Raw genomic sequence first — 23,255 nt, 5'->3', positions numbered from 1 at the left:
CCGGGTGCGGAGGTCAGGCGGCGTCAAGGGCAGCGGCGACGCCCTGCCGTTCTGGTGCGGACGCGTACCGGCGGGGAGCGGAGGGACCGGGCGAGCCGGACTGCGGTCTCGGGGACGCCGACCGTCAACGCCCCTGCGGCGCAAGGTTGTTGATCGGCTTCGGGGGCAGGCCGTACCGCTCGGTCACCCCAGGCCCCCCGCGTCGACCGGCAGCTCGGCCAAGCGCCATTCGAGCATCCCGTCGTCGAGCCGGATCGCGCGCCGGCCCCGGTCGGTCAGCAGGCGGACCGCGTCATAGGCGAGGACGCAGTACTCGCCGCGGCAGTACACGACGATCTCCGAGTCCTCGGGCAACTCGTTGATGCGGTCGGCGAGTTCCTCGACCGGGATGGAGACGGCGCCGGGGATGTGTCCGGCCAGGTACTCCTCCGCCGGCCGCACGTCCAGCACCACCACGTCCCCGGCCGCGACCCGGGCGCGCAGTTCCCTGCGGGTGACCTCGGGCGCGCCGTCCTCGCCGAGGTAGGCGTCCCGGGCGGCGGGTACGGCGGACTGGTGGCGCTCGGCGACCTTGCGCAGCAGCGCGAACAGCTGGGCCACGTCGTCACCGGCGAGCCGGTAGTGGATGCGCACCCCCTCGCGGCGGGTCGCGACGAACCCGGCCTGCTTGAGCGTCTGCAGGTGGGCCGACGCGGTCGTCAGGTTCAGCCCGGCCGCCTTCGCGAGGGAGTCCACGGACCGCTCGCCCTGGGCGAGCAGATCGAGCAGTTCCAGGCGCTTTCCGCTGGCCAGCGCCTTGCCGCTGGCCGCGAAGGCGTCGTAGAGCTGAGCCTTCGAGGGGGTGGTCGTGGTCTCCGGCATGACATCCTCCATAAATCCATGGAATATCGTAAGGGAAGGGGGACGTCGTGACCACACACCCGTTCACCGCACCTCTTCGGATCCTGGAGGACCGCCGTGGGCTTCGCCGACGATCATCTGATTCCGCTGATCGACCAGGGACTGGGCAACAGCGCCTACCTCGTCGACCTGGGCGACGGTCGCGCCCTGGCGGTGGATGCCGGCCGTGACCTGCGCACCCTGCACGCTGCCGCGGAGCGAAGCGGCCTGACCGTCGCGTACGCGGCCGACACCCACCTGCACGCCGACTTCCTCTCCGGCGCCGTCCAGCTCGGCCACGACCACGGGGCCACCGTGCTCGCCTCCGCTGCCGGCCGCCGCGCCTTCGACCACCAGGGCCTCACCGACGGCGACGAGGTGGACCTGGGCGGGCTCACGCTGCGCGCCCTCGCCACCCCGGGGCACACCGACGAGCACCTGTCCTTCCTGCTCCTGGACGGCGACCGGCAGCTCGGGGTGTTCACCGGCGGCTCGCTGATCGTGAACTCCGCCGCCCGCACCGACCTCCTCGGCCCGGCGTGCACCGAGGAACTGGCCCGCGCCCAGTACCGGTCCCTGCGGCGGCTCGCCCTGCTCCCGGACGAGACCGCCGTGTGGCCCACCCACGGAGCGGGCTCGTTCTGCTCGGCCCCGCCCGGCAGCGCGCGCACCACCACGATCGGGACCGAGAAGCGCGCCAACCCGCTGCTCGCCGCACCCGACGAGGACACCTTCGTCCGGCAGCTGACCGCGAGCCTCGGCACCTACCCCGCGTACTTCGACCGGCTCGCCGAGCTCAACCGCCGCGGCCCCGCCGTCCTGACCGGCGCACCGGACCTGCCCGCGCTCACCATCGCCGAGGTCGGCGCACTGCTCGCCGGCGGCGGTCACGTCGTCGACGTCCGCCCCGCCGCCGACTACGCCCGGGGCCACATCCCGGGCTCCCTCTCCATACCGCTGCGCGACCAGTTCGCCACCTGGCTGGGCTGGCTCCTGCCCGACGACGCCCCGCTCGCCTTCGTCACCGGCGCGGACCAGGACCTCGCCGAGCTGGTCTGGCAGGCGTACAAGATCGGCTACGAGCGGCTCGCCGGACGCCTCGCGGGCGGCATGACCGCCTGGCGGCAGGCCGGCCTGCCCGAGACGGCCACCGCGTTCGTCACCCCCGACCAGGCGCCGGACGTCCCCTACGTCGACGTCCGGCAGGAGGCGGAGTACGTCGCCGGGCACGTCCCCGGCGCCCTCCACCTCGAACTCGGCGCCCTCGCCGCCCACGTGGCCGACGTCCCCCGCGCAGCGGTCGTCGCCTGCGGGCACGGCGAGCGCGCCATGACCGCCGCCAGCGTCCTGGAACGCGCGGGCCACACCGGCCTGACCGTCCTGAACGGCAGCCCCGGCCAGTACGCCGCCGCCCACGGCCGGCACCTCACCGAGGGCGAGGCCCGATGAGCACCATGACCAGCAGCCCGGCCCGGCCCGTCCGGCTCGGACTGCGGGAGAACTGGCTGCAGTTCACCCTGCTCGTCGTCGTCAACATCTGTGTCGGTGGACTCGTCGGTCTGGAACGCACCACCGTCCCGCTGATCGGCAGCCACACCTTCGGCCTCACCAGCGACCTGGCCGTCTTCTCCTTCATCGTCGCCTTCGGCCTGACCAAGGCGCTCACCAACCTCGCCGCCGGTGCGCTCACGGCCCGCTTCCGCCGCAAGCAACTCCTCGTGGCCGGCTGGCTGATCGGCGTACCGGTGCCTTTCGCGCTCGCCTGGGCGCCGTCCTGGGGCTGGATCGTCGCGGCGAACGTACTGCTCGGCCTCAACCAGGGCCTCACCTGGTCGATGACCGTCAACATGAAGATCGACATCGTCGGCCCCGCCCGCCGGGGACTGGCCACCGGCCTGAACGAAGCCGCCGGTTACACCGCGGTCGGCGCCACCGCCCTGCTCACCGGCTACCTCGCCGCCACCCACGGTCTGCGCCCCCTGCCCGAACTCATCGGTATCGTCTTCGTCGCCGCCGGACTCGCCCTCGCCCTGGTCGTGCGCGACACCGCCGCCCATGTCGCCCTCGAACTCGCCCAGCACCCCGATCCGTTGCCCGCCGGTGAGAGCACCGGACCGGCCGCCGTGTTCGCCCGGACCTCCTGGCGCGACCGCTCCCTGCGCGGCGCGAGCCAGGCCGGACTCGTCAACAACCTGAATGACGGCCTCACTTGGGGTGTCTTCCCGCTGCTCTTCACCGACCACGGCCTGGGACTCGCCGCCGTCGGCCTGATCAAGGGCCTCTACCCGATCCTGTGGGGCATCGGCCAGATCCCCACCGGGCACCTCGCCGACCGCATCGGCCGCAAGCCGCTGATCGTCACCGGCATGCTCGTCCAGGCCGGCGGATTCGTCCTCGCCCTCGCCCTGCTGGACACCCCGCTGGCGGCGGGCCTGCTGTCCGCCGTCGCGCTCGGTCTGGGCACCGCGATGGTCTACCCCGCCCTCATCGCCTCCGTCTCCGGCCACGCCCACCCCGCCTGGCGCGCCAACGCCCTTGGCACATACCGGTTCTGGCGTGACATCGGCTATGCCGTCGGCGCCCTGGTGGCCGGCGTTCTCGCCGATGCCTTCGGCCTCGACGCCACCGTCCTGGCCGCCGCGGCCCTCACCGCGGCCTCCGGCCTCCTCGCCGCCCACTGGATCACCGACCGCCCGCGGGTCTGAGGGCTGACCCGCCCAGGTCCCGCAGGGGTTCAGCGGAAGGTCACCGGTCCGTTCGGCGTGTCCACGGTGAAGGAGAGCGCGGACGGGCCCGGTGCCAGGGCGAGTTCGGTGCCGAGGGCCGAGAGCGGCCCGCGGATCTCGTCCGGGTCGGGAGCCGTCGCCGTCACCTCCAGCAGCGGGGTGACCGGCAGCCCCGAGGCGGCCGGGTGCCGGGACTCGCCCCAGTCGATGAGGAACGGGACCAGACCTGAGGGGTGCGCGGTGCCGCCGTCGGTGAGCCGCCAGCGCAGCAGGGTGCCGTCGGGTGTGCGCCGGCTCATCGGGTGCACCGGGCCGGGGTCGTAGCCCCGCACCAGAGCGGCCTCGATTGCCGCGTCCAGGTCGGGCGGGCTGATCGCCCAGGTCACCGTGCGCGGCTCGGCCAGCCGGTCGACGCCGAAGGGCCGCAGCTCCACGGGCTCCGGCTGCTCCGGGTCCGGGCCGATGATCTCCAGATAGCTCCGGCCGCCCAGCCCCACCAGATGGTTCCGTGTGCCCAGCCCGACGTGCACCCCTCCGGGTGCGGGCGTGACCCCGGTCCGCCGGGCGAACTCCGTCACCGTCGCCGACAGGTCGGGCGTGGCGAGGACGAGATGGTCCAGAAGTGCGGGAATGGCCTTCATTCCGGGGGAGGCTACGGTCATCGGCCGCGCGGTTCAAGGGAGTCCGGCACTCCGCCGATCATCCGCCCGCCTGGGCAGGACGGCTCTGTGAGTGACGTTTCTGCGGTGAATCCCATCGCCCATCGGAGTGAGTAAAGCTGGCGTATGGAGAAGGTCATGTGCGTATCTAGAGATGCTCTTGACTTGGCAAAGGGCGTCGAGATGCGGCGGCCCCCCTTCGCCCCGCGTCACCCACCCACAGAGGAGCCGGACCTTGACTTACGGCAAGAAGCTGCGCGACCAGATCGCAAGCCCCGGAACCACACCACTGATCGGCGTGTACGACATGTACTCGGCGTCGATCGCCGCCAAGCACTACGACGGGATGTTCGTCTCGGGCTTCGGCTTCGCGGCCTCGTACTACGGACTGCCGGACATCGGATTCATCGCCTGGCCCGACATGGTGGCCTTCGTCCAGCGACTCCGGGGCGCGTTCCCGAACCACCACCTGCTCGTCGACATCGACGACGGGTACGTCGACCCCGAGGTCGCCTGTCACGTCGTCGAAGGACTCGAACGCATCGGCGCCTCCGGGGTGATCCTGGAGGACCAGAAGCGGCCCCGCCGCTGCGGCCACGCCGACGGCAAGCAGGTGCTGCCGCTGGAGGAGTACCTGGAGAAGCTGGAGAAGGTGCTGGCCACCCGCAAGGACCTGGTCGTCGTCGCCCGTACGGACGCCACCGACGAGCACGACATCCTGCACCGGGCCGAGCGCCTCGCCGCGACCGACGCCGACGTGGTCCTGGTCGACGGCGTGCGCAGCGTCGAGTGGATCGAGCGGATCCGCAAGGTCGTCGGGGACAAACCGCTGCTCTTCAACCAGATCGCCGGCGGCAAGTCGCCCCGCCTGTCCCTCGGCCAACTGTCCGACCTCGGCGTGGACGTCGCCATCTACAGCACCCCGTGCCTGTTCGCCGCCCACGAGGCGATGGACTCGGCGCTCGCCGAACTGAAGGCCGCCGACGGCCGCCTGCCGCACGTGGACCCCGCGAACGGGATCGGTGTGAAGGCCTCCACCACCCTGCTGGAACGCAACATCGACCCCGAGCGGCGCACCCCCGAGGGCGTGGGCGTATGACGGGTGCCGTACCCCGGCTCGGGGCCGCCGCCGCGCTCGCGGCGGCGCTCCTCGGCGCCGGTGCCGTACCGGCGGTCGCGGGCGGGAGCCTGATCACCGTCATCGACCACTCGCATTCCGACTCGATGCTGGAGGTCGACCGTACGGCCAACCTCCAGACCGGCCGCGGCACGGCCGGAAGCGACCACGACGGCAGCGCCGTCGAGGTGGTGAAGGCCCTGGTGGGCGCCGCCGAGGAGGACGAGGAGGACTGAGCACACCACCACTGGGACGGTATGCGGTACGACGGCATGCGGTACGACGGCATGCGTCAGGACGACAGGCGGCCAGGCACCCGTGCGGGGGATGCCCGGTCGCTTCTCGCGTCAGTCCTCGCCGAGATCGAGGCGACCGTTCTCGTCCAGTTCGACGTCCTCCTTCGGGTCGTGCTCGTCCGTGGGGGCGGAGACGGTGGTGCGGTGCTGTGCGGGGGCGACGGTACGGGTCGCGGCCTGGACCGTACCGAGCGCGCTGACCAGGGCGACCGCGGCCACACCAAGGGCCGCAGCGGTGCGTGTGGTGGGGTTCATGCAGGGATGCATGCCCGGTAAACGATCTTGAGCGGGCGGTGGTCACAACCATGCGCCCGAAAGGACGGACACCGTCACACACCCGAACGGCCCAGCGAGGGTTCCGTGCACCGGAATACAGCCGCGGACTGTGATGCTCTGAAGTGAACGGTGCACGAGCACGGCGAAGGGCTGGTGGGCGATGACGGCAGACCAGACGGGCCCCGTGGTCAGAACCCCCCACGGGGCCGTACGCGGCAGGTACGAGCACGGCATCGCAGTGTTCCGGGGCATCCCGTACGCCGCCCCGCCCTTCGGCCCCCGGCGGTTCCGGCCGCCCGAGCCCCCCGAGCCCTGGGACGGAGTGCGCGACGCCGCCGCCTTCGGGCCGACCGCGCCGAAACCGCCGTACTCCGAGGCGTTCGCCCAGTACCTCTCCGACCCGGTCGTCCCCGGCGACGACTGCCTCAACCTCAACGTCTGGACCCCCGAACCGGCCCCCGGCGCCCGGCTCCCCGTCCTGGTCTGGCTGCACGGCGGCGGCCTGACCAGGGGCTCCTCCGCCGTGCCCGTCTACGACGGCCGCACCTTCGCCCGCGACGGCGTCGTCTGTGTCTCGGTCAACTACCGGCTGGGCGTCGAAGGCTACGGACTGTTCCCGGACGCACCCCCCAACCCCGGGCTCCGCGACCAGCTCGCCGCCCTGCGCTGGGTGCACGAGACCATCGGCGCCTTCGGCGGCGACCCGGACCGGATCACCCTGGCCGGGCAGTCGGCCGGCGCCATCAGCACCGGCGCCCTGCTCGCCGCACCCCAGAGCCAGGGCCTGATCCGCCGCACGGTGCTGCAGAGCGGCCCACCGGAGGCGATCGAACGCGACAAGGTACGGCGCATGGTGCGCCGCATGGCGGCCCGGCTCAAGATCCCCGCCACCGCCGCGGCCTTCGCCGCCGTCGACCCCGAACTGCTGCTGCGTACCCAGGCCGAGGCCGGCCGGCTCAGCAGCCCCGTGCTCGGCGGCCCCGCCTTCGGCATCGTCGTGGACGGCGACCTCGTCCCCCGCGACCCCCTCAAAGCCCTCGTCGACGGCGAGGCCGCCCGGGGCGTCGACCTGCTCATGGGCTGGACCCGGGACGAGTACCGGCTCTGGCTGGCCCCCGGCGGACTGCTGGAACACGTCGACCGGCTCGGCCCCGTCGCCCTCGCCGGAGCCATGGCCCGCTGCCACGCCGGTCACGAGATACCCCGGGGCTACCGCGCCCTGCACCCCGACGCCGGCGCCGCCGAGATCGTCGGCCAGATGGTCACCGACCACCTGCTCCGGGTTCCGCTGCACCGGCTCGCCGACGCCCGCCCCGGCACCTCGTACCTCTACGAGTTCGCCTGGCCGTCCCGCCTGCCCGACCTCGGCGCCTGCCACGCCCTGGAGCTGGGCTTCGTCTTCGACACCCGCGGGGAACCGGACGCGGCGAAACTCGCCGGTGAGGGCGCACCCCAGGAGCTGTGCGAGGCGATGCACCAGGCCTGGGTGCGCTTCGTCACGACCGGTGACCCCGGCTGGCAGGCCTGGGATCCCTCCCATCCGGTCCAGGTCTTCGGCGACGGTGTACCGCATATCGCATACGGTCCACGAGATGCCGAATTCAGTCTGTGGTCGACCGCCAACACCATCCCGGAACCGGCATCACCCGCATCCGAGCCGCGTGCCCCCGGCGCCGAACTCGCTGCGGCGATGCGCCGGCTGCGACGCTCGGTGGGGGCACGGTCCCTGCGGCGCTGACCGGCGTACCGCAGACCGGAGACGCTCACATCAGCGCGGCGACCGTCAGCGCGCCGGTGTGATGGTTCACGTCGGTGGCGGCGCGGGCTCAGTCCGCCGTCAGCGTCTGCGCGAGAGCGGTGATCGCCTCCGGCCCCACCCTGCAGCACCCGCCGATCAGCCGCGCGCCCGTGTCCCGCCAGGCCTTGACCTGCTCGGCGTCGAACGTGGTGCGCCCGGTCCAGGTGCGCGCCCGCGCATCCCAGGCCTCACCGCTGTTGGGGTAGACGACGACGGGCTTGCCCGTCACCCGGGCCGCCGTCTCCACCGCGTACTCCACATCCCGTGGGGCGCAGCAGTTCACGCCGACCGCGATCACCTCGTCCACGTCGGCGGCGAGTCCGAACGCTTCCTCCAGGGGCTGCCCGGCGCGAGTGTGCCGACCGTCGACGGTATACGAAAGCCACGCGGGCACCCCCAGCCTGCGTACCGCCCGCAGCAGCGCGGAGGCCTCGTCGGCGTCCGGAACCGTCTCCAGGGCCAGGGCGTCCGGCGCGGCAGCGGCCAGCACCTCGAGCCGCGGCCGGTGGAACCGCTCCAGCTCGGCCACGCTCAGCCCGTAACGCCCCCGGTACTCCGAACCGTCGGCGAGCATCGCCCCGTACGGGCCGACGGAGGCCGCCACCCACAGCGGCCGTACGACACCCGCGGCCCGGGCTCGCCGGCCCGCCTCGCGGGCGAGTTCCACGCTCAGCGCGAGCAGCCGCGCCGCCTCCGCGTGACCGATGCCGCGCCGCGCGAAGCCCTCGAAGGTGGCCTGGTAGCTGGCCGTGATGGCCACGTCCGCGCCCGCCATGAAATAGGCGAGGTGCGCCTCGCTGACCGCCTCGGGCCGCTCGGCGAGCAGCCGCGCCGACCACAGCGCGTCGCTCAGATCGTGCCCGGCCGACTCCAACTGGTTCGACATGCCGCCGTCGAGTACGACCGTCCCGGCAGCGAGGGCGTCGGCCAGGCTGGGAGAGGTGTCGCTGGTCATGTCACGACGCTAGTCGAAGCGGGGCGAGAACGAGCGGGGCCTGCTGTCGCCGGGTCGGCCCGGGCCCGGCGGGGCGACCCTGCCGCGTCGTGCGGCATGGACCCATGACCCCAGAGCCTGCCGTGACCGATCCTGCCCGAATCGCCGCCCTCGTCCGGCACACCGGAGTCCCGCTCCACATCCTCTACGCGCCCGCCGGACCCGGCGTCCCCCAGCTGGCCGACCTCGGGGTGCGCCGCATCAGCCTCGGCTCGCCCTCCTACGCCGACGTCCGCGCACTGGAGCACAGCGTCTCGGAGAGCAAGTCGGCGAATTCCAGCGGGTGTTCCAGGGCGCCGAGATGCCCGCCCGGGAACTCCGCGAAGCCGCCGCCCAGCCGACCGGCGAGGAACTCGGTGGTGCGGTGCAGGAGTTGGCCGCGCGAGCTGGCACCGGCGGCGAGCGTGAGCCTGCCCGCGGGTGCCGTGCGGGCGGGCGCATACGTCGTGAACGGGTGCAGGACGTGGTGCAGGAAGACCCCCATCGGAGTCGCCGACTCGCCCGTGGCGGGCGGCCGTTCGGCTCCGTCGAGCCCCGCGATCAGCTCGGCCCGCAGCCTGGCACCGTCCGGCAGCACGGTCACACACGGCGGCTCGTGCGCGACCACGTGCGCCAGCCGCTCCGGGTGCCGGGCGAGGAGGTCGAGGACCGCGATGCCACCGGCACTGGTCCCGAACACGAACGCCGGCTCGCCCGGCGGCAGGACCGTCTCCAGCACCCGGTGGGCCCCGTCGCTCCAGTCCGCGACCCGCTGGTCGGCGACGGGCTCGCCGAGCCGCCCGTGGGCGAGGCCCAGCGGGTCGTACGTCACCACGGTGAACCGTTCCACCAGCCGCTCGGTCAAGGGCCCGAGCCCCATGGGATGCCCGGCCCCGCCCGGCACGACCAGCAGCACGGGACCGCTGCCCATGACGTCGTACGACACGTCGTGCGCTGCCGGTTCAGTCATCGCTCGTACCCCCCTCGCCCTTCTCTTCCTTGGGCCAGTGCTCAAGGGCGAGGTGCAGGGCGTCGATCGCCTTGTCCCAGGAGGCCTGGACGTCCCGGGCCGCGCCGAACCCGCCCGCCGACTCCAGGGCGCAGTAGCCGTGGAAGGTGCTGCGCAACAGCCGTACGGCGTCCGTCAGATCGGGTTCGGCGAGGCCGTACGCGCGCAGCATGCCGTACGTGATCTCGGCGGTGCGGCGCAGCGCGGGGGCCTCGGCGACCAGGGTCTGGTCGATCCGGATCTGGGTGGCCGCGTACCGGCCCGGATGCTCCAGGGCGTAGGCCCGGTAGGCGCTGGCGTACGCCGCCAGCGCGTCCTTGCCCGCCCGGCCGGCCACGGCCGCCGCGATCCGGTCGATCAGCTCGGCGCCCGCGTGGAACGCGAGCCGGGTGCGCAGGTCCTGGAGACTGCGGACGTGCGAGTACAGGCTCGCGTCCTTCACGCCGAAGCGGCGGGCCAGCGCCGACAGGGTGACCTTCTCGAAGCCCGCCTCGTCCGCGAGTTCGGCGGCGGCAGCGACGACTCGGTCGGCGGTGAGGCCTGCTCGGGCCATGCGCCTTCCCTCCTCGTTTCCTAGTGGTCCTAGGATATTAGCTTGGATGCACAGGAAAGCGGGAGGGGCTCGTCAGAGGATCTTCAGAGGCCTTCATCAGAGGCCTTCATCAGAGGTCTTCAGGGGATCGCTTCCTCCTCCGGGACGACGACCTTGTCGATCATCGCCTGGATCTGCTGCGACGGCAGTGCGACCGCCATGGCCCAGTAGTAGATGACGAGGCTGAAGGCCGCGGTGACGCCGATGTCCCACCACAGCGGGAACCACGGATGCTTCAGCGGACCGAAGTCGCTCAGGTAGACGATCAGGCCCATGCCGACCAGGTAGACGGGCAGCCACTGGGCGGCCCGCAGGTCCAGCTGCGGCTGGATGGGGTTCAACCTGCACACCCGGTTGGCGACCAGGATGACGTACCCGATGAGGATCGCGACACCGAGCTTCCAGTCGGTGGTCCAACCGGACCAGAGGATCAGCAGGTTGGCGACGACGAAGGCCAGCGGCGACATCCAGCTGCCGCCGGGCAGCCGGTAGGGGCGGTCGGCCTCCGGCAGCCGGCGGCGGAACACGCCGAAGGACAGCGGAGCGCCGGCGTACATGAGCACGCTCGCGCTGGTGATCAGCCCGACCAGCGAACGCCAGCTCGGGAACGGCAGGAAGCAGATGCAGCCGATCACGAAGGCCGTGATCAGCCCGACCCAGGGGACACCGCGCCGGTTGGTGGTCTCGAAGACCGTCGGCACATAGCCGTTGCGGCTCAGGCCGTACGACACCCGGGAGGAGCCGGTGATGTAGATCAGGCCCGTGCCGGCGGGCGAGACGACGGCGTCGAGGTAGAGGATCGTGGCCAGCCAGCCCAGGCTGATCAGCGTCGCCAGCTGCGCGAACGGCCCACTCAGGGCGGTGAACGCGGAGTTCGCCCAGTGGGCGCTGATCTGCGAGGCGGGCAGCGCGGCGAGGAAGGTGATCTGGAGCAGCATGTAGATGGCGATGCCGAGCACGATCGACCCGATCACCGCCCGCGGAATGTCCCGCTTGGGGTGCGCGCTCTCGCCCGCGAGCTGGTCGGCCTGCTCGAAGCCCAGCAGCGCGAAGATGATGCCGCTCGTGGACACCGCGGACAGGATGCCCTTGGCGCCGTAGGGGTTGAAGCCTTCGGCCGCCGTGAAGTTGGCCGTGTGGAACTGCGCGAGGGCGAACACGAAGATGGTCAGCAGCGGGATGCCGACCTTCCACCAGGTCGCCGCGCTGTTGGTGCGGGCCAGCAGCCGGATGCTGAGGAAGTTGACCGCGGTGATGACCGCCATCAGGCCGACCGCGACGGCGATCCCCGGTGGCGTCAGCACGTGTTCGCCGCCCTTGATCTTCTCCCAGCCCTTCGCCCAGGAGTAGTGCTGGGCGTACGTGATCATCGCCAGCACCTCGATGGGTGCGACCGTGGCCGCCTGCAGCCAGGAGAACCAGCCGAACGACGCGCCCGCGGCCCCGCCGAACGCGTAGTGCGGGAAGCGGGCGGTACCGCCGGATACCGGATACATGCCGCCCAGCTCGGCGTGCACCAATGCCAGGATCAGGATCGCGAGGCCGCCGATGGCCCACGAGATGATCGCCGCGGGCCCGGCCGCCGCCAGGGCCCCCTGCGCGCCGAACAGCCACCCGGATCCGATGATCGACCCCTCCGAGGCCCAGATGAGCCCGACGAAGCCGATCTCACGCCGCAACCCTGGCCGATGCTCTTTCCTGGCACAGGTCTCTTCCGGCACGGCCATGGCCTACACCCCCAGAAATAGGGCGGTATGTAGGCATATCTTCCCACGGTGTCGCGAACTCGCCAGCCCTGAAGAACCGATGGGGCGCAGCCCCGAGTCGCCGTAGAGTGACCGGCGCGAGCGGGGCGGGAGGGGAGAAAGTGGCGGACGGGACGGACTCGGCCAACTCGAAGGAGTCGACTGGCTCGAAGGAGCCGAAGGAGCCGAAGGACTCGAAGGGCGGGATGCGGCGCGGCGAAGAGATTCGGCCGCCCGGTGGATCCTCCGGATCCTCACGGCCCGTGTGGCGACAGCGCGACTTCGGTGTCTTCTGGGTCGCGCAGACCCTCTCCGTCCTCGGCGACTCCTTCTCCCTGATCGCCCTGCCCCTGCTCGCCCTCGAAGCCACCGGATCCGTGGCACGCATGGGCCAGCTCACCGCCGTCGGCGCGGCGGCCTCCGTCCTCGCCGCCGTCTTCGCCGGAGCCGTCGTCGACCGGGTGGACCGGCGCAGGCTCCTCATCACCTGCGATGTCATCCGTATGGTCCTGTACGGCCTGATCCCGCTCGTGTGGGCCTTCGGCCCCCGCCTCTGGCTGCTGTACGCGGTCCTTCCCGTGTGCGAGGCCGTCGGCATGTTCTTCGCCGTCAGCTACGTCACCGTCGTCCGGGGTCTCGTCGACACCGGTCGGCTCACCGAGGCCAACGGCCGGCTGAACGCCACCGCCGCCGCGGCCGGCGTCCTCGGCCCGGTGTGCGCGGGCCTGGTCGCCGCCTGGACCGGACCGGCCGCCGCCGTCGCCGTCGACGCCGCGAGCTTCGCCGTCTCGGCCGTCTGCATGACGTTCGTACGACTGCGCCCCCGCGCCGCCGACGACCGGCAACCGCCCAAGGACACCACCCTGTGGCAGGACTTCCGCACCGGCGTGGCCTTCCTGTACGCGCACCCCGTCCTGCGCTCGATGACCGTGCTGCTCTTCCTCTTCAGCTTCCTCACCCTCGGCCTGAACGACCTCGTCATCTACCACCTCAAGTACGACCTCGGCCACGACGACGGCACCGTCGGTACGGTCATGGCCGCCGGCGCCGTCGGCACCATCGTGGGTTCCCTGCTCGTCGCCCGCGTCCGCCGCCGGTTCGGCTTCGGACCGACCTGGATCGGCGCGACGGCGGTCTGCGGCCTCGCCTTCGCCGGTCTCGGCCGGATACGCGAGCTGCCCGCGCTCGGCCTGCTCAGCGCCGCCTTCCTGGGCTGCGTCGCCATCGCCGGCACCTGTTCCATGTCCCTGCGTCAGGAGATCACCCCCGAACCCCTCCTCGGCCGGGTCACCTCCGCGTTCTGGACCCTCCAGTACTCCGCCGCCCCTGTCGGTGCCGCCCTGCTCACCCGGACGGCCGAAGCCCACGGCACCACACCGGCGGCCCTCGCAGCGGGCGGCACCTGCGTCCTGATCGCTGCCATCGCGCTCCTGACCCCGATCCGCCGGGCGGGTCGTACCTGACCCGGCCCGGCCCAGGTCACTCGACCTGGGCGCGAGCGCGAAGCCGGCGCCGCCCACCGCCATCAGGGCGTAACTCGCGGCCAGGAGTACCTTGTTGCCGAGAAGACGAAGGAGAACTGCGCCGGCTCGGCCCGCAGGTAGTAGCGAGGCAGCGGGCCGGGTCCGCACGACTGGGAGCCGATGCCGTGCTGGCCGTGGTCGAGGTTGACCCACACCCCTGCGGCGGAGCCGCTGTCGGATGCGGTGCCGGGGGCGAGGTCGGTGCGGTGCGTTGCCGCGTCCAGCTGCTCGGTGGTCCAGCGGCGGGCGGTGAGGAAGAACAACGGGTCGCCCTCGATGCGCAGACCGCCGAGCTCCGCCCAGCGGACGTCGATGCGGGCGCCGTTCTCCTGTGGACGGACGTACGGCGTCTGCATACCGTCTACAGTCGACCGCCAACGGCCGACCGCAGCCGCCGTCCTGGTGTCGGGATACGCCTCACCGGGACCGCCGCCGAACCACCGCACATGGTCGGCCGCGGCCAGTCCGAAGCGGATGCCGAGCCGGGGCAGCGGCACCGTCCAGCCGCCCTCCGGCGTCACGGATACGGTCAGCTGTAGACGATCACCGTCCGCCGTCCAGCGGTATACCGTCGACAGGCCCACGTCCCGGGCCGCCGGCGCCACCCGCGTGCATACGGTCAGCGCGTCCGCGCCCGGCTCGACCGTGTCCAGGCGGTGCCGCATGCGGTGCAGCCCGAGCTTGCGCCACAGCAGGCCGTGGCGGACGTCGGTCTGCCAGGCGGCGCCGTCGTCGTTGTCGGTGGTGGCCCGCCACACGTCCAGGCGCAGACCGGTGACCTCCACGCCGCCGATCGCGCGCAGCGCGCCGGTGCGGGCGTCGAAGGTGGCCGGGCCGAGGGTGATCACCCCGTCGGCACTCGTTGGCGCGGCGGTCGCCGGCACGCCCGGCGCCCGGCGGGCGGACACCGCGAACTGACCCCAGGCGACGACGTGGTCCTTCGGCGCCCACGGGGTGTCGGCGGCGAGCAAGGCCTGCACCGTCCAGTGGGCCTCCCCGGGCGGGGCGGCAGGCGGCGGTTCAGGCAGCTTGACCTCGGCCGACTCGCCGGGGGCGAGTGCGGGCACCGCCAGCGCGCCGGAGTCCACCGTTTCGCCGTCGACCTGGTACGACCAGGTGAACGCGAGCGCCGACAGGTCGGCGAAGTCGTACTTGTTGGTGATCCGGACCGTACTGCCGCTGCCGTCGCCGTCGATGTCGACCGGCTCGATCACCTTCTTGTACTCGACGAGGCCGGGGGAGGGGCTGCGGTCGGGGAAGAGCAGGCCGTCGCAGACGAAGTTGCCGTCGTGCAGCTCCTCGCCGAAGTCGCCGCCGTACGCGTAGCCGTACCGCTCGTCCTCGATGCCGTGGTCGATCCACTCCCAGACGAAGGCGCCCTGCAGCCGGTCGTACGACTCGAACAGCCTCTGGTAGTCGACTAGTCCGCCGGGCCCGTTGCCCATGGCGTGGGCGTACTCGCACAGGATGAAAGGGAGTTGACGGCGCTTATGGGTGCCGCCGTCCAGGCGGCGGCCGATCCGCTCGACCTCGGCGTGGTCGGCGTACATCCGCGAATACACGTCCGTGTCCCGGCAGTTGTGGTCACCCTCGTAGTGCAGGAGCCGCGAGGAGTCCCGGCCACGGATCCACTCGGCCATGGCGGTCAGGCCCCGGCCGGTGCCCGCCTCGTTGCCGAGGGACCAGATCACCACCGACGGGTGGTTCTTGTCCCGCTCGACCATGCGGGCGGCGCGGTCGAGCAGCGCCGGGGTCCAGCGGTCGTCGTCCACCGGGTTGTCCCGCCAGGCCTGTTCGGTGAAACCGTGGGTCTCCAGGTCGCACTCGTCGATCACCCACAGCCCCAGCTCGTCGCACAGGTCGAGGAAGGCCGGGTGGGGCGGGTAGTGGGAGGTGCGGACGGCGTTGATGTTGTGCCGTTTCATCAGCAGCACGTCCTCGCGCATGGTCGCGAGATCCAGCGCGCGGCCCTTGACCAGGTGCCACTCGTGCCGGTTGACGCCCTTGAGCAGGACCTGCCTGCCGTTGACCTTGATCAGGCCGTCGGCGAGTTCGACCGTCCTGAAGCCGATGCGCAGCGGCACCCGCTCGCCCGCGGTGGCCAGCACACCGTCGTACAGCCGCGGCGACTCCGCCGACCACGGCTGAACCGGCACCGTCACCCGCTCGCCCGTGGCGATGTCGACGCCGAGGTCCGGCACGGTCACCCGGCCGGCCACGTCCGAGTCGACGCACAGGGTGCCGATGCCGGTGGTGTGGTCGTACGAGGCGTGCACGAAGTGGTCGAGGACGCTGCCCTCCGGCCGGTGCAGCAGGGTCACGTCACGGAAGATGCCGGGCAGCCACCACTGGTCCTGGTCCTCCAGGTACGAGCCCGCCGACCACTGGTGGACCCGGACCGCCAGTACATTGCCTACAGTCTTCAGCAGACGGTCGACCGCGAACTCGTGCGGCAGCCGCGACCCCTTGAACTCGCCCAGCTCCGTGCCGTTCAGCCACACCCGGGCGCAGGACTCCACCCCGTCGAAGCGCAGCACCGCACCGCCGTCCGCGGGCCAGTTCGCGGGCAGGTCGAAGACGCGCAGATGGTCGCCGGTCGGGTTCTCGGTGGGCACACGCGGCGGGTCGACGGGGAACGGGTAGCGGTGGTTGGTGTAGATCGGGGATCCGAAACGGCCACCGCCCTGGAGGACCCAGTGGCCGGGGACCGAGAGCTCCGCCCAGTCGCCGGCGTCGTACCCCTCCGCCGCGAAGGAGTCGTTCTCGGCGTCGGCCGTCTGCGACAGCCGGAAACGCCAGGTGCCGTTCAGGGACAGGGACTTGGCGTCCGAGGATGCGTACCGGGCGCGGGGCGGCAGGGCCCCGGATCCCGGTGAGACGTCCTCGATGTAGGCGGTGACGGTGCGGGTGGGGAAAGACATAGGTCTCCTGGCTCAGCCCTTGAAGGGAGGTGTATCCCTTCCGTCGTCATGAATGCGCTGCGGTACGGCTCCTTGCGGGGACGGTGCGCTTGCCGGCGCCCTGTCTCTGCCCGACGGACCGCAGCGCGCCCTCCAGCGCGAACGTGGCCGCACCGAGGGACACCGGGTCGGTGGGGATGGGGGAGAGGACGATCTCGGTCGCGGCCAGCGGACGGCGCAGCGCGTGCCGGGCGACGGCCTTCCGGACCTCGTCGAGCAGCGGCCCGCCCAGCCGGGTCGCCACCCAGCTGTTGAGGACGACCACCTCGGGGTTGAGCAGGTTGATCAGATCGGAGATACCGGCGCCCAGGTAACGGGCGGTGTCGCGCAGCACCTTGAGTGCCACCGGATCGCCGGCGGCGACCGCGCGGGCGACCGCGTCGATGGTGGCGGTCTGGTCGCCCGGGTGCAACAGTGGTGACTGCGGGCTGAGTTCGCACAGGTTCTGCATGATGCCGGGCGCGCCGACGTACGTCTCCACGCAGCCATGGTTGCCGCAATGGCACAGCCGGCCGTCCAGCACGAGCGTGGTGTGCCCCCACTCGCCGGCGCTGTTGCTCACGCCCCGGTGCAGCCCGCCGCCCAGTGCCAGGCCGGCGCCGACGCCCGTGCCGAGGTTGACCACCACCGCGTCCCCGCGGCCCCGGGCGGCCCCGAACCACAGCTCGGCGACCGCGCACGCACGCAGCGGATTGTCCAAGTACAGCGGATACGCGATGTGTTCGGCGAGCAGAGCAAGCAACGGCACGTCGTGCCAGTTCCAGTTGGGGGCGAACTCGACGACACCGGAGTCCCGGTCCACCTGGCCCGGCACGCTCACCCCGACACCCAGGACGCGCGCCGCATCCGCCCCGGCCTGCGCGACCACCGAGCCCACGGCGGCGGCCACATGACCGACCACCTGCTCCGGGCGGCTCACCCCGGGCCGCAACTCCTCGTCCGCGCGGGCCAGTACGTTCAGCGCCAGGTCGAACAGCTCGGCGTGGACGTACGTCTCCGCGATGTCGACACCGATCAACGAGCCCCCCGACGCGTTGGCGGCGACCAGTCCCCGGGGGCGGCCTCCTGCCGAGTCCTCGAAGCCGACCTCGGTGATCAGGCGCAGGTCCAGCAGCTCGCCGATGAGCGTGGCGACCGTGGCCAGGCTCAGCCCGGTGGCGGCGGCCAGCTCCTGCCGGGAGGTGGGAGACTCGGCGATGATCTGGCGCAGCACCTCGTAGCGGTTCGCGGTGCGGATGTCACGTGACGTGCGTTTCACGCAGCTACCCATCCCATCCCATCCCATTCCGTCCCGTCTCGTCCCGTCCGTCCAGACCCGACCAGGCCGGGGCGGCACTGGGCACCGGCGCTGGCACTGCGTCAGGCTATGGGCTGCGGGGTCCTTCGACAAGGAGTTACGAAAGGGGCTGTAGAAAGTCATCCGTGTCTCTGAATGCGGATTTCGTTGAGTTAACCTCGTCAGATCTCTGTTTCGGTAAATGGATGGCCCTTGGGTTGCGCTTTCAGTAGCTTCACGCCCATGACGTCACAGCCGCTCCCCGCCCAGCTTCCCCAGACCGACCGCACCCGGCACCGCCGCCTGCGCGAGCAGGGCAGTCTGGAGCGGGCCGAGCTGGAGGCGATTCTCGATGCCGGGTTCGTCTGCCATCTGGGGGTGGTGATCGACGGGCGGCCGGTGGTCGTTCCCACCGTGTACGGGCGGGACGAGCGGTGGCTCTATCTGCACGGGTCCGTGGCGAGCCGCAGTCTTGCCGGGGACGTACCGGTCTGTGTGACCGTCACGCACGTCGACGGGCTCGTGCTCGCGCGGTCCGTGTTCGAGCACGGCGTGAACTACCGCAGCGCCATGATCCACGGCGACGCCCGCAAGGTCACCGACCCCTCGGAGAAGCTGGAGGGGCTGCGCCGGCTCACCGAGCACTCGGCGCCGGGACAGTGGTCGTACGCCCGCAGCCCCAGCCGTAAGGAACTCGCCGCCACCACCCTCCTCGCCCTCTCCCTGGAGGAGGCCTCCGTCAAGATCCGCACCGGCGCGCCCGACGACGGCGACGGGCCCGACGCCTCCCTCGGTCTGTGGGCCGGGGTGCTGCCGCTCACCGCCGTCTGGGGAACGCCCGTGCCCGACCCGGCGCTGCCGCCCGAGACGGCCGTACCGGCGCACATCGCGCGCCGTGCGGGGACCCGGCACGGCTGACCCGGAGGCGGGGGCATACGGTGAGAGCCGTATGCCTGAGCCTGAAGGAGATGTACGGATGGGCAGTCGCACCGCGCTGGTCGAGGATCTGATGGAGCGCTTTCCGCACGTACCGCGGGAGGCCGTCTTCAAGGAAGACCTGCTCCGGGGTGGCGTCGCCTTCGACCAATCCGCCCTGAGTGACAACGAGGACGGAGACGTCAAGCCGAAGTCCTACTTCATCTTCTCCTTCGACCACGGCACCCTGCCCGAGCTGGGCGAGGCCGCGCTGCGCCGGCCGCCGGAGGAGATCATCCTCACCGGCGGGCCGTACGACCTGCGCCGTACCGTCGTCTCCGTGCGGGTGAACCCCGCCTCGCCGTACCGGGTCGCCGCCGATGAGGAGGGGCTGCTCGGGCTGTATCTGGACGGGAAGCGGATTGCCGACGTGGGTGTGCCGCCGATGCCGGAGTACTACCGGCACACCCTCTCCAACGGGAAGTCCGTGATGGAGGTGGCCCCCACCATCCAGTGGGGCTACCTGATCTATCTGACCGTCTTCCGGGTCTGCCAGTACTTCGGCGCCAAGGAGGAGTGCCAGTACTGCGACATCAACCACAACTGGCGCCAGCACAAGGCCGCCGGTCGACCGTATACAGGAGTCAAGGACGTCGACGAGGTCCTCGAGGCCCTGGAGATCATCGACCGGTACGACACCCAGAAGGCCTCAACGGCCTACACCCTCACCGGCGGTGCCATCACCAAGACGGTCGGCGGGCGTGACGAGGCCGACTTCTACGGCCGCTACGCCAAGGCCATCGAGGAGCGCTTCCCGGGCCGTTGGATCGGCAAGGTCGTCGCGCAGGCGCTGCCCAAGGCGGACGTGCAGCGCTTCAAGGACTACGGCGTGCAGATCTACCACCCCAACTTCGAGGTGTGGGACCGCCGGCTGTTCGAGCTGTACTGCCCCGGCAAGGAGCGTTACGTCGGCCGGGACGAGTGGCACCGCCGCATCCTGGACTCGGCCGAGGTGTTCGGCGCGCGCAACGTGATCCCCAACTTCGTGGCGGGCGTGGAGATGGCCGAGCCGTTCGGGTTCACGACGGTGGACGAGGCGATCGCGTCGACCACCGAGGGACTGCGCTTCTTCATGTCGCACGGCATCACGCCCCGCTTCACCACCTGGTGCCCGGAGCCCACCACCCCGCTCGGCAAGGCCAACCCGCAGGGCGCGCCGCTGGAGTACCACATCCGGCTGCTGGAGGCCTACCGTCAGACGATGGACGACTTCGGGCTCTCCTCCCCGCCCGGTTACGGCCCGCCCGGACCCGGCCGCGCGGTCTTCTCCGTCAGCTCCTTCATGGACAGCCTCCCGGCGAACGAAACCGCACCCGCGGAAGAGACGGCAGAGGTGTGACCCGGCGGTGAGTTGATCTGCCGTGAGGCTCCCGGCCTGCACGGCAGACAGCCGGCGGATACCCGGCAGACATCCGCCGGAGGCGGTGTCGGCGCGGACGACCCCGCCCGCGGTGACGACGTCGCACTGGCCGCGGTCGACGCCGCTTTCGCTCCGCTACCGGGCGGCACGCATCTGGTGCGGGGTCGGGAATGCGGGGCGGGGTCCCACACGCCGTCGGGTGTCCGGTCCGGCCTGGACGGTCCGATGCCCGTGCCCATCGCTCTGGTGGGTACGGGGTGGTGCCGTCCGTCGCCGGATCGGGTGCCCGAGGGCGCGTCGTCCGATCGCCACGGCTGCCGCGTCGTGGCGAGTGGTTGTACGGGTCTTGGTGGTGAGGGGCCGTTGCCAGTGCTGGGCGCCCCAGCGGCTGGTGTAGGCGGGGTCGACCGCGACGACGGCGATGTCCTGCTCGGCGGCCATCGCCGTCAGCCGGGCCTTCAGCCGCGCGGTCGGGAAACGGGAGATGAGCCGGCGGAAGCGCTTGTTGCGGCCGTGCTTCTCCCGGGATGTGCCGTCGGTGAAGTCGAGGTCCTCGATCGCGACCGCCGCGGCGCCACAACGGCGGGTGTGGTGCAGCAGCCGGGTCAGGGCGTGCCGGATCTGCGCGTCGCGGTGCGATGCGGTGCCGGACAGGTCGTAGGAGAAGCGCCGGGGTTCGCCGACCGGGTTGCCGTGCACGTCCAGACGCCAGGCGGCGAGGTGGTCGTCGTTCATGTCCAGCGCCACCACACCCCGGGCCAGGGCCGCCTCCAGCGGCAGCACGGGGACAGAAGCTCTCTGCCAGGAGGCGGTCACATACCAGCGGCCCCGCACGGTGTCGTGGTGGATGCGGTAGGCGACCGCCCGGTCGGCGGTGATCCGGTCGAGCGGTCTTCACCGAGAGCTTCACCGCCGGGGTGATGTGCCGCTTCCTGGACCGGCTCGCAGGCCACTTCGACCGCAGCTGGTCAACGCCGATCTCAAGCACAGCCTGCCAAAACAGCACCGGCCCGGAATCAGGCCGAACTTGCCGCCGAGACCCGCCGGTTCTTCCGCAGACGCCAGCGACAGCCACACATCGTCCGGGGCTACTTCGGCGGCCCCGCCGTTCGCTACGTCCCGGACGAGAACCCATTGCGATCGAGCCTTGGGCTTCCTCGGCCCCGACGAATGCACGAGTAAGGGAGCCTTCGCGCCACAGTCAGGCTCGTGCGAAGGCTCCCAGGGCCAAAAAACAGTCCCCGGTAGTGCTGCACGTGTCCTGAAGCTTCAGTCGTCACTGTCGCCTCGGTATCGCGCCGGCTTGCCGGGGGCCTAAACCACATCCTGTCCAAGTCACTCCACCGGTTAGACGTCCTCATCGACTTTGTGGCTCTTTCGGTGTTATGGCCTAGTAATCACAATGCGCCAGATATATCCAATGTCAATAGGTTTTGGGTAAATCTTTCGACCTCCAGGAGGGTTTCGGTCGCGCCGCACCCTTCTATCTGGCGAACCGGCCGGCTCCCGCCGTCGCGCCGGTCCCGGCAAGAGGACCAAGCCGAGTGAGTGAGTGAGCCGGTGCCCAGTCACGCTCGCCCCTTGATACGGGAGCGAGCAGTCCCGTAGCCCGTCTGACCAGCAGGAACCTGCTCCCCCCCGAAATCTTGCCGGAGCGAGAATTCGGTGGCGCCCGAATGCGCGCGCTTCTAGGATGGCTTCACTTCTTGCGGTGGCCGTTGGCCGCCGCTGTCGGCTGAGTGAGGAACGGGAGGTGTGACCGATGGCTGTCTCTGTGGTGGGCGCTGCCCGCAACCAGAAGTTCATCCACTCCACCCCCGTGGCCTCCGGCTGACCTCCTTTCTGCTTCTTCCGCGCCTGCGAGCGCGGGCAGCCGGGGCCGCCCTTGTGAAGGGTTCTCCTTGAATCTCTCTTCTCGTTCGGCGTCTTCGTCCTCGTCGCATCCTCTCGTCCCGTACGGCTGGGACGAGGGTTGGGAGGCGGATTTCGCTCCGTACGACGGTCAGGGTCTCCTGCCCGGTCGTGTCGTGCGCGTCGACCGCGGCCAGTGCGACGTCGTCACCGCGGGCGGGGTCGTCCGCGCCGACACCGCCTTCGTCACCCCGCACGACCCGATGCGGGTCGTGTGCACCGGCGACTGGGTCGCCGTCGAACCCGGCGGCAACCCCCGCTATGTGCGCGCGTATCTGCCGCGCCGCACCGCCTTCGTACGCTCCACCTCCTCCAAGCGGTCCGAGGCGCAGATCCTCGCCGCCAACGTCGACCACGCCGTCGTCGCCGTGTCCCTCGCGGTCGAACTCGACCTCGGCCGCGTCGAACGCTTCCTCGCCCTCGCCTGGGAGTCCGGGGCGCAGCCCGTGGTCGTCCTCACCAAGGCCGACCTCGTGCCCGACCCGGCCACCCTCGCCCACCTCGTCCAGGACGTCGAGACGGTCGCGCCCGGCGTGCCCGTCGTCACGGTCAGCGCCCTGCACGACGACGGGCTCGACGTGCTCGGCGCCCTCGTCGGCTCCGGTACGACCGTGCTGCTCGGGCAGTCCGGCGCCGGCAAGTCCACTCTCGCCAACGCCCTCGTCGGCGAGGACGTCATGGACGTACAGGCCGCACGCGACGTCGACGGGAAGGGACGGCACACCACGACCACCCGCAACCTTCTCGCCCTGCCCGGCGGGGGCGTCCTCATCGACACGCCCGGTCTGCGCGGCGTCGGCCTCTTCGATGCCGAGAGCGGGGTCGGGCAGACCTTCTCCGAGATCCAGGAACTGGCCGAACAGTGCCGGTTCCACGACTGCGCCCACGAGACCGAGCCCGGCTGCGCGGTGCGCTCCGCCATGGAGAGCGGCGAGCTTCCGGTGCGCCGACTGGAGAGCTACCGGAAGCTGGTCCGGGAGAACCAGTGGATCGTGGCCAAGACCGATGCGAGGGTCCGTGCGGAGCTTCGGCGGGATTGGAAGCGGAAGGGAGCCGACGGCAGGGCGGCGATGGAGGCCAAGCGAGGTCGTTTCCAGTAGGTGCCCTGTGCTGGGGGACGAGCCGGCCAGTGCTTGACGGTGCAGCTCAGCTCCACGTCTGATTTCCGCTAGCCCGTCTC

General features: G+C 71.3%; 18 protein-coding genes and 1 pseudogene. 9 read left to right on the top strand and 10 right to left on the bottom strand.

What is annotated here, in order from left to right; genetic code table 11:
• Positions 1-183 precede the first annotated feature (183 nt).
• The gene (locus ACWD35_RS00805; RefSeq protein ID WP_451348952.1) at positions 184-861 is read right to left on the bottom strand and encodes an ArsR/SmtB family transcription factor; all 678 of its coding nucleotides are present in this window, start codon (positions 859-861) and stop codon (positions 184-186) included.
• 96 nt (positions 862-957) lie between these two features.
• Here ACWD35_RS00805 and ACWD35_RS00800 point away from each other — a divergent pair, with 96 nt between their 5' ends.
• Together ACWD35_RS00800 and ACWD35_RS00795 are read left to right on the top strand one after the other, a co-directional pair.
• Positions 958-2,328 carry an MBL fold metallo-hydrolase gene (locus tag ACWD35_RS00800; protein WP_451348951.1) on the top strand — a complete coding sequence of 457 codons (1,371 nt, stop codon included), beginning with the start codon at positions 958-960 and terminating at the stop codon, positions 2,326-2,328.
• Complete coding sequence (locus tag ACWD35_RS00795; RefSeq protein ID WP_451348950.1) at positions 2,325-3,584, top strand: MFS transporter; 1,260 nt, start codon at positions 2,325-2,327, stop codon at positions 3,582-3,584. Before ACWD35_RS00800 ends, ACWD35_RS00795 begins: the two co-directional genes overlap by 4 nt.
• 29 nt (positions 3,585-3,613) lie before the next feature.
• On the opposite strand, the gene ACWD35_RS00790 is transcribed toward ACWD35_RS00795, so the two are convergent.
• A complete protein-coding gene (locus tag ACWD35_RS00790) occupies positions 3,614-4,246 on the bottom strand; it encodes a VOC family protein (protein ID WP_451348949.1) in 633 nt (210 codons plus the stop codon).
• Between the two features lie 253 nt (positions 4,247-4,499).
• On the opposite strand from ACWD35_RS00790, the gene ACWD35_RS00785 reads away from it, so the two are divergent.
• Positions 4,500-5,363, top strand: a complete 864-nt coding sequence (locus tag ACWD35_RS00785; RefSeq protein ID WP_451348948.1) for an isocitrate lyase/PEP mutase family protein — start codon at positions 4,500-4,502, stop codon at positions 5,361-5,363.
• Complete coding sequence (locus tag ACWD35_RS00780) at positions 5,360-5,617, top strand: hypothetical protein (protein WP_451348947.1); 258 nt, start codon at positions 5,360-5,362, stop codon at positions 5,615-5,617. Before ACWD35_RS00785 ends, ACWD35_RS00780 begins: the two co-directional genes overlap by 4 nt.
• A 111-nt stretch (positions 5,618-5,728) precedes the next feature.
• On the opposite strand, the gene ACWD35_RS00775 is transcribed toward ACWD35_RS00780, so the two are convergent.
• Positions 5,729-5,932 (bottom strand): hypothetical protein, encoded by a 204-nt coding sequence (locus ACWD35_RS00775; protein ID WP_451348946.1) that lies wholly within the window; start codon positions 5,930-5,932, stop codon positions 5,729-5,731.
• 181 nt (positions 5,933-6,113) lie between these two features.
• Between ACWD35_RS00775 and ACWD35_RS00770 the strand changes: the two genes are divergently transcribed.
• The gene (locus tag ACWD35_RS00770) at positions 6,114-7,691 is read left to right on the top strand and encodes a carboxylesterase/lipase family protein (RefSeq protein WP_451348945.1); all 1,578 of its coding nucleotides are present in this window, start codon (positions 6,114-6,116) and stop codon (positions 7,689-7,691) included.
• Positions 7,692-7,779: 88 nt separating this feature from the next.
• Here the strand turns inward: ACWD35_RS00770 and mmuM are convergent, their stop codons facing one another.
• From mmuM to ACWD35_RS00750, 4 genes are all read right to left on the bottom strand, one after another.
• Positions 7,780-8,706, bottom strand: coding sequence for a homocysteine S-methyltransferase (mmuM, locus tag ACWD35_RS00765; RefSeq protein ID WP_451348944.1), 927 nt, complete (start codon positions 8,704-8,706; stop codon positions 7,780-7,782).
• A gap of 259 nt (positions 8,707-8,965) precedes the next feature.
• Entirely contained in the window at positions 8,966-9,694 is a 729-nt protein-coding gene (locus tag ACWD35_RS00760; protein WP_451348943.1) for an alpha/beta fold hydrolase, read from the bottom strand.
• Positions 9,687-10,286: a TetR/AcrR family transcriptional regulator gene (locus tag ACWD35_RS00755; RefSeq protein WP_451348942.1), complete on the bottom strand. Its 600-nt coding sequence runs from the start codon at positions 10,284-10,286 to the stop codon at positions 9,687-9,689. Before ACWD35_RS00755 ends, ACWD35_RS00760 begins: the two co-directional genes overlap by 8 nt.
• A 119-nt stretch (positions 10,287-10,405) precedes the next feature.
• On the bottom strand, positions 10,406-12,052 hold the full coding sequence (locus tag ACWD35_RS00750) for an APC family permease (protein WP_451348941.1): 1,647 nt from the start codon (positions 12,050-12,052) through the stop codon (positions 10,406-10,408).
• A gap of 224 nt (positions 12,053-12,276) precedes the next feature.
• On the opposite strand from ACWD35_RS00750, the gene ACWD35_RS00745 reads away from it, so the two are divergent.
• Positions 12,277-13,533, top strand: a complete 1,257-nt coding sequence (locus ACWD35_RS00745; RefSeq protein ID WP_451349309.1) for an MFS transporter — start codon at positions 12,277-12,279, stop codon at positions 13,531-13,533.
• 62 nt (positions 13,534-13,595) lie between these two features.
• On the opposite strand, the gene ACWD35_RS00740 is transcribed toward ACWD35_RS00745, so the two are convergent.
• The gene (locus ACWD35_RS00740) at positions 13,596-16,514 is read right to left on the bottom strand and encodes a glycoside hydrolase family 2 TIM barrel-domain containing protein (protein WP_451348940.1); all 2,919 of its coding nucleotides are present in this window, start codon (positions 16,512-16,514) and stop codon (positions 13,596-13,598) included.
• 46 nt (positions 16,515-16,560) lie between these two features.
• Entirely contained in the window at positions 16,561-17,823 is a 1,263-nt protein-coding gene (locus ACWD35_RS00735; protein ID WP_451348939.1) for an ROK family transcriptional regulator, read from the bottom strand.
• Between the two features lie 249 nt (positions 17,824-18,072).
• Here ACWD35_RS00735 and ACWD35_RS00730 point away from each other — a divergent pair, with 249 nt between their 5' ends.
• On the top strand, positions 18,073-18,747 hold the full coding sequence (locus tag ACWD35_RS00730; protein ID WP_451348938.1) for a pyridoxamine 5'-phosphate oxidase family protein: 675 nt from the start codon (positions 18,073-18,075) through the stop codon (positions 18,745-18,747).
• Positions 18,748-18,805: 58 nt separating this feature from the next.
• Positions 18,806-20,143 (top strand): radical SAM protein, encoded by a 1,338-nt coding sequence (locus ACWD35_RS00725; RefSeq protein ID WP_451348937.1) that lies wholly within the window; start codon positions 18,806-18,808, stop codon positions 20,141-20,143.
• Between the two features lie 104 nt (positions 20,144-20,247).
• Here ACWD35_RS00725 and ACWD35_RS00720 read toward each other — a convergent pair.
• Positions 20,248-21,049: pseudogene (locus tag ACWD35_RS00720) on the bottom strand (IS200/IS605 family accessory protein TnpB-related protein); the annotation flags it as partial.
• A gap of 1,016 nt (positions 21,050-22,065) precedes the next feature.
• Between ACWD35_RS00720 and rsgA the strand changes: the two are divergent.
• A complete protein-coding gene (rsgA, locus tag ACWD35_RS00715; protein ID WP_451348936.1) occupies positions 22,066-23,175 on the top strand; it encodes a ribosome small subunit-dependent GTPase A in 1,110 nt (369 codons plus the stop codon).
• The last annotated feature ends 80 nt before the right edge of the window (positions 23,176-23,255 follow it).

This window comes from Streptomyces sp. NPDC002671 (genome assembly GCF_053592475.1).
This window is presented reverse-complemented; position numbering and strand designations above follow the sequence as displayed.

Excerpts from the sequence above, each read along its gene's own strand:
- ACWD35_RS00805 (WP_451348952.1), bottom strand. The coding sequence starts at position 861 with ATGCCGGAGACCACGACCACCCCCTCGAAGGCTCAGCTCTACGACGCC.
- ACWD35_RS00795 (WP_451348950.1), top strand. The coding sequence starts at position 2,325 with ATGAGCACCATGACCAGCAGCCCGGCCCGGCCCGTCCGGCTCGGACTG.
- ACWD35_RS00790 (WP_451348949.1), bottom strand. The coding sequence starts at position 4,246 with ATGAAGGCCATTCCCGCACTTCTGGACCATCTCGTCCTCGCCACGCCC.
- ACWD35_RS00780 (WP_451348947.1), top strand. The coding sequence starts at position 5,360 with ATGACGGGTGCCGTACCCCGGCTCGGGGCCGCCGCCGCGCTCGCGGCG.
- ACWD35_RS00775 (WP_451348946.1), bottom strand. The coding sequence starts at position 5,932 with ATGAACCCCACCACACGCACCGCTGCGGCCCTTGGTGTGGCCGCGGTC.
- ACWD35_RS00770 (WP_451348945.1), top strand. The coding sequence starts at position 6,114 with ATGACGGCAGACCAGACGGGCCCCGTGGTCAGAACCCCCCACGGGGCC.
- mmuM (WP_451348944.1), bottom strand. The coding sequence starts at position 8,706 with ATGACCAGCGACACCTCTCCCAGCCTGGCCGACGCCCTCGCTGCCGGG.
- ACWD35_RS00760 (WP_451348943.1), bottom strand. The coding sequence starts at position 9,694 with ATGACTGAACCGGCAGCGCACGACGTGTCGTACGACGTCATGGGCAGC.
- ACWD35_RS00755 (WP_451348942.1), bottom strand. The coding sequence starts at position 10,286 with ATGGCCCGAGCAGGCCTCACCGCCGACCGAGTCGTCGCTGCCGCCGCC.
- ACWD35_RS00750 (WP_451348941.1), bottom strand. The coding sequence starts at position 12,052 with ATGGCCGTGCCGGAAGAGACCTGTGCCAGGAAAGAGCATCGGCCAGGG.
- ACWD35_RS00745 (WP_451349309.1), top strand. The coding sequence starts at position 12,277 with ATGCGGCGCGGCGAAGAGATTCGGCCGCCCGGTGGATCCTCCGGATCC.
- ACWD35_RS00740 (WP_451348940.1), bottom strand. The coding sequence starts at position 16,514 with ATGTCTTTCCCCACCCGCACCGTCACCGCCTACATCGAGGACGTCTCA.
- ACWD35_RS00735 (WP_451348939.1), bottom strand. The coding sequence starts at position 17,823 with ATGGGTAGCTGCGTGAAACGCACGTCACGTGACATCCGCACCGCGAAC.
- ACWD35_RS00730 (WP_451348938.1), top strand. The coding sequence starts at position 18,073 with ATGACGTCACAGCCGCTCCCCGCCCAGCTTCCCCAGACCGACCGCACC.
- ACWD35_RS00725 (WP_451348937.1), top strand. The coding sequence starts at position 18,806 with ATGGGCAGTCGCACCGCGCTGGTCGAGGATCTGATGGAGCGCTTTCCG.